Here is a 12,220-nt window from a genome sequence, read left to right on the forward strand (position 1 = left end):
AGAACGCTACTGATACGTCAAAGACCACTGTGTGATTTGGGTTGCAAGTTCTGGTGCAAATTTTTGGGGTAGGCTGTGATCTGCGTTTGGCAAGATGACTAATTTAGCATTCGGTATTTCATTCGCGTAGGTTTCACTATGCCAAAGTGGAATCGTTTCATCTTGATCGCCTGTGATCACTAAAGTTGGCACTGTAAGGCGATGAATTTCTTTTTCTACAGTGTCGATCGCATCTTCGGGTCTAAGTCGATCGACGAGAAACGATCGTGCCGCAGGTTGTGTAGTCAGTTCACGTCGCATCCAGGAAATTTGCCCGATTAGTTTTTCTTGTCCGAATAGTCCTGCGATCGGTTTAATCAATTCCAAGCCCCAATCGATCGCTGGAGTTTCCCACAGAATTGGGCGCAGATGATCATACCGTCCAGCAAAGCTATCATCTCGAATTCCCGCAGGAGCCGCCAGAATCAAACCCTTTACAGAATCGGGATACTGAAGCGAATAGGCAGCAGACACCCAACCACCAAATGAATGTCCCAATAGATAAAACGAATTTAGGTTTAATGTTTCAACGACTTGCCGTAAAAAAGCCACTTCTTTGGCAATGTCATATTGAATCATGGGGCGGGCAGACTGTCCGAATCCGAATAGGTCTAATCCAATGCAGCGAAAGTTCGATTTCAGGTGATTGCTCAAAGGCAACCAGCAAGAGGCTTCTCCCATAAAGCCATGCAGCATTAAGATTGGCGTTCCTTCTCCGACTTCGAGATAAGCAGCGGGAACTGTGTTTAAGCTATCGAAATTAAGCTGAATTTGGATGATTTTTTTCATATCGATCGAGCCACTTCAGCCTCTAATTTAACGTACTATCATTGACACTCCCCACCGCATAGGCGGATGGAGATTCTTGGCTCTACGAAGTCACTTGCTCATGCAGGCGCAAGCCAACATGAGTAGAGGTGTCTTCTCCCCAAGCGATTCCCATGTCTAGCATGGAAGTTCCGGTATGCCCTACCGTACTTAATCCCCGACTGAGGATGTTTCTCGCTGCATTGTGGTCACGGTCTAACACACATCCACACTGACAGATATGTGTTCGTGTCGATAGTGCTTTTTTGACCACAGTGCCGCATTGAGAGCATTCTTGACTCGTTCCGTTTGGAATGACAGCAATCGTGATCTTCCCGAACACTTTGCCAAAATATTCCAACCAAACACGGAATTGATACCAAGATGCGTCGTTGATTGACTTGGCAAGACAATGATTCCGCACCATATTTTTGATTCTCAAGTCTTCATAGGCGACTACATCGTTTGATGTGATGACGCACCTTGCGAGTTTCACCGCATGGTCTTTACGCTGCCTACTTATCTTGAGATGGCGCTTACCTAAAACCTGTCTTGCTTTCCGTCTGTTGTTCGAGCTTCTGACGCGCTTAGAAACGCGACGTTGAGCCTTCTTCAGCCGTCTTTCACCTTCACCGAGAAAGCGCGGATTATCAACGGTCTGATTGTTGCTATCGGTGTAGAAATCATTTAGCCCGACATCTAACCCGATAGCGCTTCCCGATGGATCTACCGATTCAGTACGGTCAACTGAAACGCAGAACTGAACATAGTAACCGTCTGCACGTTTCACCAATCTCACCCGTTTGATTTGAGCAGGTTGGTAGAAATGCAAATCGCGTGTACCTTTCAGCTTCAATCGACCAATGCCGCACTTGTCGGTAAAAGTGATGGATTTCCGGTCATCTGCTAATTTCCATCCAGAGGTCTTGTACTCAACCGAGCGACAATCTTTCTGGAATTGCGGAAAGCCTTTCTTGCCGGGAATCTGCTTCTTGCAGTTGTCATAGAATCGCGTGATGGCTGACCATGCTCGTTCTGATGCAGATTGACGCGCTTGTGAGTTGAGCTTGTTCGCAAAGTCAAACTCTTTTGCCAATACAGCACAGTATTTATTGAGATCAAAGCAAGATTTAGCGCCGCCATCCATCCACAACCGAATCGACTTATTTCGGATGAACTGAGTTGTCCGAATCGCCTCATCAATGGCGTTGAACTGCGATGCCTTACCGTAGCTTCTGAACTCTAAAACAAGCATGATTCGACCTAATCACGATAGTCTTATGATAGCATATTCATCATAAGATGCGTTGAGAGTCTTTCTGCATTGATATCCTAGAGATTGGCGCTACCGCGCCGTCGCTATCCATCCCCACCGCATGGCGGATGGGATATTCCCCGAAGAGAGATAAGCAATATTTGGAACGTGTAATGGTATTAAAACGGTTTGTGATTGAGATGGGCATGGGTGTGGATCAACATGGACAAGATCCAACAGTCGCAGCATCAAGAGCGGTGAGAAATGCGATCGCTCATAATGCTTTACCAGGAATTTGGGAAGTGGCAAAGCTGGGTCATCCGAATGAGATGGTGATCGAAGTTCAAATCGCAGTTCCGTATCCTGAGCAAGTTCGAGCCGAAGAAGTGCTGCAAGTCTTACCCTTTGGGCAAAAAACACTCAAGGTGGAATCCGGTGGAATGATTGTGAAGGGAAGAGCGATCGAGGAATTCAACGACAAAAATGATGATATGTATGTCGCAGTTGCATCCGTTACTGTGTTTGTTGAACAACCGGAATGATCAATCAAGGTTGGATTTATCAGGATCGAGTTAATCAATCAGGAATGACGCTGTTAGAGTACTATGCTCAACGCTATCAGCACTCGACTAGAGCAGAATGGCTCGATCGGATTCAATCTGGTGCAATTTCGATCAACAACATTCCGAACACTGATCCAGATACATTGCTGCAACGTGGACAAGTATTGAAGTATCATCGCGCTCCGTGGATTGAGCTAGAGGTTTCTTTTGAGATTGCAACACTGTACGAAGATGATCAACTATTAATTCTAGATAAGCCTTCTGGATTGCCTGTATTACCGGGCGGAGGATTTCTTGAAAATACCTTGTGGGGATGGCTCAGACGAGAGTATAAAACGCCTCCCGTTCCGATTCATCGATTGGGGCGAGGAACATCAGGAGTGATTGTTTTAGCAAAGACTGAAGAGGCACGATCGAACCTATCGAAACAGTTGCGCGATCGCAAAATTCAAAAACGCTATCGTGCGCTTGCAGTGGGAATTCCAGAGAGAGATGAATTCACGATCGACACTCGAATCGGCAAAGTTGCTTATCCTCAATTAGGCTATCTCTACGCAGCGACAGACAGCGGAAAAGAAGCGATTAGTAACTGTATCGTTCTAGAGCGAAATCGACTTCCAAATGCAACGTTGTTAGAAGTCACAATTCCCACAGGTAGACCGCATCAAATCCGCATTCACCTTGCATTTGCAGGCTATCCACTCTTAGGAGATCCGCTTTATGGAATTGGTGGAACTGCGATTGATCACAGTTCAATTCCGAGCGATTGTGGATATTTGCTGCATAGCTATGAAGTCTATCTAAATCATCCGACCCAAGCAAAATCGGTCACAGTTCAATCCCAGCCGCCGGAACTATTATCTCCCTCAAAGATTCGCTAGATTGAGAGCATCACTTTCTAAGGTTCACCATGTTTAAACCTTTGTTCCTGATTGTTCCAGCCGTCACTCTGATTGCAAGTTCTCCAGGATTTGCTCAAGCCATTCCGAATTTATCGAGCTTCGATCGACAACGCATCGTTCGCGATCTGACTCCTTTCAATTCGCAAGATTTCTTCAATCAAGGACGCGCACAATTAGAGCGAGAAATCGAACTGTTGAATCAGCGATCGCAACGACAGCAGGAAAATCTGCTAAAAATTGATCCAGCAACTCGCTACCCGGAGAATCAAGTTCCGAGGTCGCTGAATCGGACTACACTGACGAAATGAAATTTTTTACTCGCTTTATCGCCGCAGTTTTAGCGGTTTTTCTAATTTCTGGGTTTATGACAGTCGCACAAGCAGCAGACACGATTACCCCTGGCGATAACCTTGTCGTTGAAGGGATTCCACCGATTCCCGCATCGCTCGCGCAAACGGTCGATCGATACACACAATTCCGATCGGCAGGACTGCTCAGTTGGCATCCTCAACGGCGCGAATTGTTGATTACGACACGATTCGGAGATGTACCTCAAATTCATCGCGTCTCCGCTCCGTTGGGAAGTCGGCAGCAAATGACCTTCTTTGCAGAGCCAGTTTTTCGGGCAGGATATCAACCGACAAAAGGCGATTATTTTGTCTTCAGTAAGGACACTGGTGGCAATGAGTTCAATCAACTCTACCGCTATGATTTTGCGTCCGGAGATGTCACATTACTCACCGATGGTAAGTCGAGAAATAGCGGGGGAGTGTGGTCAAATAAAGGCGATCGCATGATTTACAATTCGACTCGTCGGACAGGAAAAGATAACGATTTTTATCTGATTGATCCAGCAAGTCCGAAAAGCGATCGCTTACTCGCTCAAGTTGAAGGTGGTGGTTGGGGTGGCATGAATTGGTCGCCTGACGATCGACAATTGTTAATGATGGAATTTGTATCAGTGAATGAGAGTTATCTCTGGACTTTAGATACGAATTCTGGTGAGAAGAAACTGATTACTCCGAAAGGCGGAAAAGAGAAGGTTTCTTATCAAGGTGGTGTGTTTAGTAAAGACGGAAAAGGGCTATATGTTGTGACCGATCGGGAATCGGAATTTCAGCGATTAGCCTATATCGATCTGGCAACTCTGAAACATACTTATCTGACCACACAAATTCCTTGGGATGTCGAAGAATTCGATCTTTCTGAAGATGGGAAATTGTTGGCGTATGTTTCAAATGAAGATGGAATCAGTGTCTTGCATTTGATCGATACTGCAACAAATCAAGAAAAGTCGCTGCCAAAATTACCGATCGGGCAAGTCAGCGGGATTAGTTGGCATCGAAACAACCAGGATCTAGGATTCACTTTAGTTTCAGCGCGATCGACAGCGGATGCTTACTCGCTGAATGTGACGACGAATAAAATCGATCGCTGGACAGAAAGCGAAACAGGCGGATTAAACACCTCGAACTTTTCTGAACCTGAATTAGTTCGCTGGAAGAGTTTTGACGGTAGAACAATTTCAGGATTTCTCTACCGCCCATCTGCAAAATTCACAGGCAAACGTCCGGTTATTATCAACATCCACGGTGGACCTGAAGCACAATTTCGACCGAGTTTCTTGGGACGCAATAACTATTACTTGAATGAATTGGGTGTTGCGATTCTTTTCCCGAATGTACGTGGCTCCACAGGCTACGGAAAAACATTTTTGCAGCTTGATAATGGCTTTCTGCGCGAAGATTCGGTTAAAGACATTGGTGCATTACTCGATTGGATTGCGACTCAGCCAACCTTAGATAAAGATCGAATTCTAGTGACCGGAGGCAGTTACGGTGGCTATATGTCTCTGGCAGTCGCGACGAATTATAGCGATCGTATTCGTGCCGCGATCAATATTGTCGGAATCTCGAACTTTGTCAGTTTTCTAGAACGAACTGAAAGCTATCGTCGAGATTTGCGCCGTGTTGAATACGGAGATGAACGCGATCCAAAAATGCGAGAGTTTCTGTTAAGAATTTCGCCATTGAATAATGCTGAAAAAATCAGAAAGCCGCTATTTGTGATTCACGGTCAAAACGATCCACGTGTGCCTCTAAATGAGGCAGAACAAATTGTTAAAACAGTGAGAAACAACGGCGTTCCAGTCTGGTATTTGATGGCAAAAGATGAAGGACACGGATTCTCTAAAAAGAGAAATGTGGATTTTCAATTCTATTCCACAATTATGTTCATTAGAGAAACCCTGCTGAAATAATCAAAATCCGAGATCGTCGCTTACTTTTTCCTGAGTCTTTTTTGGCTTCGGTCTCGGAGATTGTTTCGGTGACGGACTAACTTGAACTGGCGCAGATGGCGAAACGATCGCAGGTGGAACCGTATTCGTCATCGATCGCTGTTGCAAAAAGACAAAATAGCCAATTCCAGCGACCAAAATTGGAATTGGCATGACCCAAAACCACGATCGCTTTCCCGGTTGAGTCGCACTAATTCTAACGGGTTCGATCACAGTTGAAAGAGGCGGATTCTCCGGTATCAAAGAGACAGCGGGATTTGCTCCTTCTAAGTACATGATGCCAAGTGTGACATCATCACCGCTCCCACGTCGTGAAGTTTCTTGGAGAATAATCGGTAAGTTTGCAATCACTCGATCGAATCCCTCCTGTCGAATCTTCCTCAAATAGTCTGCACCAATTTGCTGAAAGTCCTCATCGGTTGCATAAGAGTTCGCATATCCATCCGTTGAGGCAAGTATCATCGCAGGCAAAGCAGTATAGACAATCTTAAACCGTGATTCTTGCCAAACTTGCGGTGTACAAAGTGAAATCGTTCGATTCGCTACCAGTCGCGGATCAGGTGGTAAAGGATGCTGAATCGTACCATCCGATTGAACACAGAGAATGTCGCCATCACCAATTTGGAAATAGATAGCAAATTTGTCTGTAATCACTACCATTAATAAAGTTGCACCATAAGCGATCGCTAAATCTTGTTCAATCTGCGATCGCGAAACATCTCCCTGCCAAGGTTCCTGCACTTGAAGTTTTTCCCATTCCGCCTCAGTAATCGGATACCGTTTAACATGAGTGATTACACTCCTTCGCCATTGTTCTACGATTTGCTGCGGTAACTGATGTTGTATCTGTTTTAGCGATCGAGAACTATCTTGTTTTAGAATCGTTCCTTTTACTATGTTTGCAGCGACCTTAACTGCATAGTTCGCTCCAATGTGACTGCGAAAGTAACTCTCTCCCCCATGTCCATCCGAAACCACCATGATTAAAGCTTGCTGCTGTCCGATCTTTAGCGTTTCACAATGAATCGCATCTTGATTGACCAATCCAGTTCTTTGATGCGATGCTCCTTGAATCGATCGACCATCGCAGCGCCAAGATAAATAGTTCATGACTGTGATTACCAACGATCGTCATACGTTCCACCCGACACTGGAGACGGAGTAGATAACGGAATTGGAAGACTATTAAGCGACCCATCTTTTGCAAAGCTCGCAGGTGCAGAAGCCGCTTTAAGTACAGCAGTCGAAGCCCATTTAATCTGTCTGACTAATGCTTCAGGATTGTTCGCTCGAAGCGGTTTCAAGCTGGAATGACCAATAAATTGCTGAAGCACATCGTAATCCGCATCTCGACCAATTGCGATCGCGACTCGAATCGCTTTGCGTCCCCAGAATTGCTCAAATAAAGCATTCAATCCTTCGATATAGTTATCGGTTGGATATCCATCTGAGATCAGAACTAACACAGGAGGTAGCGCACGAGTGTTCATCGGAGGTGCTTTTAATTGTTCTGCAACTTGGTGTAAAGCAGCAGCTAAATCGGTATCTCCATCGGCGGTGAGCGGATTCCAGCGGAAGGATTCGATCGGGGTTGGCTCTGGAATGACCCACTCTGCACCCTTTGAAAATCGAATTGCCCGGAGTAAGACTTGAGCATTCGGATTGTCTCCAGCAGCAGCTTTCATGTGCGGGATGACTTCCTCGATCGCAGTATTCAGCGCTTGAATTTTGCCATCGATCTCCATTGACTTAGAGCAATCACAAATCCAGATGAAATGCAGCGGTCGTGTTGCCATTGCTCCACCTGGAAGATCAGGCATTGAGGTCAACACATCAGACGCGATCGAGAACTGAGAACTAACAGAAAGATTCGTCGATGGTACTTTGATCGCTTGCAGTGCATCGAGAACTTCATCCGCAGATTGATAACGCTCTTCAGGCGAAAAAGCCAACATCCGCGTGAGAATCTGAGCAAAAATATCCGTCACCGTAATGCACGATCGCCAAGCTGCACTACCATTCCTTGCAGCTAATAAATGGTTCGGTTGTCGTCCGCTTAAAAGCACGATCGCACAGACAGCTAACGCATACAGATCACTACTCGGCAAGCATCTTCCTTCGCTCAATTGCTCAAATGGGGAATAGCCAGGTTTTCCAACAAACGATGAGGGAGGTTGATTCAGATTAAATTGAGTTCCAACTCCAAAATCAATCAACACAGGAACGCCGTTGGAAAGCATCATATTATCGATCGAGAGATCCCGATGCAAAATCCCTTGATCATGCACAGTGCTTAGAACCGGAAGCAATGCCTTGAGCAATTGAACGACTTCTGCTTCAGAGAACACTTGATCGTGGGCTAACCGCCGATAGAGCAATTTTGCATAAGTTTCACCTTCAATGAATTGCTGCACCAAGAACAATCGTTCATCTTCTTCAAAAAATGCAGAAAATTCGGGAATCTGAGGATGCTTGATCTGATGAAGAATCTTAGCTTCTCGATTAAATAACTCTCGTGCTTTAGGCAGGCTTTGTTCACTAATGCCGTTTGGAACAAATTCTTTGAGAACACAGCGCTCATCAAAGCGTTCTTTGTCAAAGGCAAGATAAGTTCGTCCTAATCCACCTTGTCCGAGAACATCGTAGATTTGATAGCGTTTGTGAATAATCGTGTTAGGAGGAATTTCTGATTTCATGGGTGTGATGCCGATAGGAAAACAATTAGGAAAACAATGCCGATTGAACAGTGGACTGTCGATCGCAAAAATCAAACTTACTGTGCAGGTAGCGATTTAATCTGATTTGCGGCTGTAATTCGAAGTTCTCCTTGTTCATTCGGAGTTACCCCCGTAACTGCTAAACGCTTCACCTTACTAACATCAGGCACTCCCGCATCTACTAAAATCTGCTTTGGAACAAGCACTCGATGTAGTTTCCCGCCATCAACTTGAAGCGTGAAATAGTCTGTATTCTCATCTGCAAATCCAAATCCATTCACCCGACCCGTAATCGCATTCGAGCAGCTAAATTGAATACGATCGCCCGATTTCCACTTAGTCGGATCAGTACAAGCAAGAAACTGATCGACTCGCTCTGCAATCTTCACCAGTTCAGCATAGTCTCCCGATGCTCCTTCCCGATATCGTGCGGCTCTGCGCGTTTCTTCTGGAGCTTCGAGCAATGCTTTCCGCAGCGTTTCTTGATCTGCTTGGCTAATCTGTGGTGAAAAATACACCCCTGCGGTTGGAATCGATCGACTCGCACTGATCAATCTCAGTCCACTCCGCAACCGTTGCCGAATTGCTCTAAACCGCTCTGGCAAGTCTCTAGAAGGTTCTTCTGTCACCCATTCAGCGGGCAGCACACCCACATCTGCACGACCTTCTAACACACTGATGCCCGCAGCAACCGGGGTCGGATTGTTTGGATCAACACGCAAGGTTCGACCATAAGAATCGTACACGGGAACATAAAAGAAAGGACTATCTGAATTTCCAAGCGCGATCGTATAGTTAGGATTGCGATTGAGGTCTTCTAGAGACTTGATCGGACTATCATTTCGCGTCACTAATGCAATATGAAAGCTCTCATTGTTCGAGGGCTGCATTCGGGCTGCAAACGTATAGTTATTTTGAATTGCAGTAGCAGAAAGGAGCGGATTCGCAGTGAAAGCCAAATCCCATTCTTTGTTCTTGAGCTTCGATTGCACTTGATCAAATGCTGCTCTCCCAGTTGCATCAATAAACTCGACATTGACTTCAATGTTCCGATTAAACCGCTTCGGGAGTTCAGCTTTCAAGTAGTCTGCAAATTTCTGATAGCCGTCTTTGGGATTAAAGGCAGGTTGATTTGGCTGACCTCCGCCCTGATTTGGAATGACTGAAATATACACGCCCACCGTTAAACGAGTGAGTGGCGCTGGTCTTGGTTCAGTTGGAGCGCCGCCATCTCCAGCAATGTTGATAGTTTGCGACAGTTGTGAACCTGCGAATCCAATTCCAGCGATCGCGCCCAATGCTAACAGTCCCATTGCTAATCGCTGCTTAGTAGGATTGTTCTTATTGCCAGGTAAAACTGAATCGATTTTTGTGCTTTTTCCTCTTGAAGTTTTACCTTTTGCAATGCCTAATGCCACTGCCCAAGATTCAACCGCCCAACGTGCGACATCTGGTTGCAATCCAAGCTGTTCAACTAAACGCGAGGACAATCGATCGATCTGAACTTCAGGCGCGATCGACACTTGAGAAGAGAGTAATTCTTCCGGAACACGCTCATTCAGTGCTGTGGTCAAGGCTTTGCGCTCTAGTTGATAATGTGCAAGTCGATCGTTGAGATAACCTCGCCATTGTTGAGGATTATCTGCAACATTACTACCAAGCTCTTCGACTAGCTTTCTTAAGATATCTCGCGCTGCACTGTTCATCGTTTGGCTTCTCATTGTTTGGTTCCTCATTGAATAGCGTTGCTATAGTCGAATCTCTCCTAGCATGTTACCGAAGTGAATCTTCATCCCAGATTCGAGCGGCAACATTTGAAGCGGTTGAATGTCTTGCAGTGTTCCGATCACTTTCCAAGGTTGGTCAGATAGATTTTGTAGAATCAGTTGATTGAGATCGAAGCGGGGAATAATTCGCGCCGCAGGTTGAGAAAAATCGTAGGGACAATTGCGATCGAGATGATGCGGATACAACAGCGTATCCATGTTCAACATCACCATCAGTCCCGAATCTAATCGCATTCTAGGCGGTGCTTCTAAAGGTTGATCACAACGCCAGCAGGATTTTACAGGGTCGATCGCAGCTTTAAACGCCTGAATATCATAAAAATTCTCAGCCTCGCACTGCGGACAGTGAAAGATCGAATCTCGCAGTTTCACCATTTCCGATCGCCACACACTTTCGAGCACTCGTCCTTGTTGCGGATCACGCAGTCCATCTGTAAAAGACTGTACGAATAAATTTTTCAAGAACTGCGGATAAATCGACCAAAACTCGATCGCGTTCGCTCCTGCTTCGATTGGATGTGACTTTGGTAATGCAACGTTCGATAGATTGTGCGGATCAAAGATAAAAACTGGATCAGTTCCACACAACCGCATCCGAGCAGGTAAATCTAAGCAAGAAATATCTAATACCTTTTTGCCATAAAGCGGATGATGATTGTGAAGCAAGCAGAACAGTAGCACTGCCAGCGAATACCGATCCGTTTGCTTACTGGGTAATGCTTCTCGACGCACAACTTCTGGAGCCATAAAATCCGGGGTTCCCAGGACTCCACCGCTTGTAGAACCATCGATCGTCACATTATCGTTATCGCCAATCAGAACATGACCCGATTGAGGATGGAAGTAAACGTTATTCAGCGAAATATCGCGGTAACACAATCCCCGACTATGCAATTGTAAAAAGCTATCGGCTAACTCTAATCCGATCGTCGATAACACTCGAAAGCCCAGTTTCACTTTCCGCTTCACTAAATCCACGGTACTGAGATACCCTGCCTCTCGAAGTTGCATCACATAGCCAAAACCGGAAGTTTCTGGAGAAGTGACGATCGCAAAGGGCCAAAGAAACTGATCGGTTGGAGCATCTAAGTGTACAAGGTCAGTTAACCGCTCCAACAATCCAGCATCTTCATGAATGTAGTAAGAATGAAACCATTTCAGCGCGACTGCTCGATCGCTCAATCGTGCTCGATAGACTTCGCCCTGTGACCCACTGCCAAGAAGTTCTTCAACCTGACAGGGTAGACCCGTTGTGGTTTGAATAGACTGTTGTGGTGATAAAAGCTGGCTCATTGTTCCCTCGTCCAAGCTCACAGTTCAATTCTGGATCGAATCCAATCTGTGTAGATTGCACTTTTATGTAGTTCTCAGTGCGGGAAACAAAAGCAACTACACTAAAGCAATTACACTGACCAGCGACCGAGCCATTCTCCACCCCGAAAGCGCCAGCGCGGAAATAGAAGCCGCATCACGACCCAAGAGGAGAAATAATCTGCGATCCATACCAAACTATAGTGCAAGGCAAATAGATCGAGATGTGCCGCTGCTGCTTCTGTTCCGGGCAATCCGATCCAACGTATTGCTCCAGCGAGAAACAATCCTTCTACGATCGCGGTTCCTAATTGAAAGAGTCCGGGCCAGTCATGATCCCACATAAACTGCTGCAACTGATGATAGAGCACATCCCAGCACAGTCCAAAAGCCCACACGTAGAGCAATACCCAATAATACATTGTGCCTGGTGCATGACCAATGATTCCTGTAGAAAATAGAAAGCTAACAAAAAGTCCGATCGTAACAAGCAAGAATGTTCGCGTTTGCCACCGTCCAATCAATGTAAGTGTCATTGTA

Annotated in this window: 11 protein-coding genes; 4 read left to right on the forward strand and 7 right to left on the reverse strand. The window is 45.7% G+C overall.

The genetic code is table 11. The features are described from left to right. Positions 1 to 6 precede the first annotated feature (6 nt). Both ACQ4M5_RS23130 and ACQ4M5_RS23135 read right to left on the reverse strand, forming a co-directional pair. Entirely contained in the window at positions 7 to 828 is an 822-nt protein-coding gene (locus tag ACQ4M5_RS23130; RefSeq protein WP_430678041.1) for an alpha/beta fold hydrolase, read from the reverse strand. An 82-nt stretch (positions 829 to 910) separates the two neighbouring features. Then, entirely contained in the window at positions 911 to 2,101 is a 1,191-nt protein-coding gene (locus ACQ4M5_RS23135) for an RNA-guided endonuclease InsQ/TnpB family protein (RefSeq protein ID WP_430678042.1), read from the reverse strand. A 173-nt stretch (positions 2,102 to 2,274) separates the two neighbouring features. On the opposite strand from ACQ4M5_RS23135, the gene ACQ4M5_RS23140 reads away from it, so the two are divergent. From ACQ4M5_RS23140 to ACQ4M5_RS23155, 4 genes are read left to right on the forward strand one after another with little or no spacing between them, the layout of a single operon-like run. Then, the gene (locus tag ACQ4M5_RS23140; protein WP_430678043.1) at positions 2,275 to 2,643 is read left to right on the forward strand and encodes a Lin0512 family protein; all 369 of its coding nucleotides are present in this window, start codon (positions 2,275 to 2,277) and stop codon (positions 2,641 to 2,643) included. Then, a complete protein-coding gene (locus ACQ4M5_RS23145; RefSeq protein ID WP_430678044.1) occupies positions 2,640 to 3,545 on the forward strand; it encodes an RluA family pseudouridine synthase in 906 nt (301 codons plus the stop codon). The genes ACQ4M5_RS23140 and ACQ4M5_RS23145 overlap by 4 nt, the downstream gene beginning before the upstream one ends. A 29-nt stretch (positions 3,546 to 3,574) precedes the next feature. After that, entirely contained in the window at positions 3,575 to 3,874 is a 300-nt protein-coding gene (locus ACQ4M5_RS23150) for a hypothetical protein (RefSeq protein ID WP_430678045.1), read from the forward strand. Next, positions 3,871 to 5,826 (forward strand): S9 family peptidase, encoded by a 1,956-nt coding sequence (locus ACQ4M5_RS23155; protein WP_430678046.1) that lies wholly within the window; start codon positions 3,871 to 3,873, stop codon positions 5,824 to 5,826. Before ACQ4M5_RS23150 ends, ACQ4M5_RS23155 begins: the two co-directional genes overlap by 4 nt. Here the strand turns inward: ACQ4M5_RS23155 and ACQ4M5_RS23160 are convergent, their stop codons facing one another. From ACQ4M5_RS23160 to ACQ4M5_RS23180, 5 genes are all read right to left on the reverse strand, one after another. Next, entirely contained in the window at positions 5,827 to 6,975 is a 1,149-nt protein-coding gene (locus ACQ4M5_RS23160) for a PP2C family serine/threonine-protein phosphatase (protein ID WP_430678047.1), read from the reverse strand. 8 nt (positions 6,976 to 6,983) lie between these two features. Then, entirely contained in the window at positions 6,984 to 8,561 is a 1,578-nt protein-coding gene (locus ACQ4M5_RS23165) for a protein kinase domain-containing protein (protein WP_430678048.1), read from the reverse strand. Between the two features lie 77 nt (positions 8,562 to 8,638). Then, entirely contained in the window at positions 8,639 to 10,303 is a 1,665-nt protein-coding gene (locus ACQ4M5_RS23170) for a phosphate/phosphite/phosphonate ABC transporter substrate-binding protein (protein WP_430678049.1), read from the reverse strand. A 27-nt stretch (positions 10,304 to 10,330) separates the two neighbouring features. Continuing rightward, on the reverse strand, positions 10,331 to 11,662 hold the full coding sequence (locus ACQ4M5_RS23175) for a protein kinase domain-containing protein (RefSeq protein WP_430678050.1): 1,332 nt from the start codon (positions 11,660 to 11,662) through the stop codon (positions 10,331 to 10,333). Between the two features lie 110 nt (positions 11,663 to 11,772). After that, on the reverse strand, positions 11,773 to 12,216 hold the full coding sequence (locus ACQ4M5_RS23180; RefSeq protein WP_430678051.1) for a hypothetical protein: 444 nt from the start codon (positions 12,214 to 12,216) through the stop codon (positions 11,773 to 11,775). Positions 12,217 to 12,220: the final 4 nt, after the last annotated feature.

This window comes from Leptolyngbya sp. AN10 (genome assembly GCF_050565645.1).
In the GTDB taxonomy this organism is placed as follows: Bacteria; Cyanobacteriota; Cyanobacteriia; order Leptolyngbyales; family Leptolyngbyaceae; genus Leptolyngbya.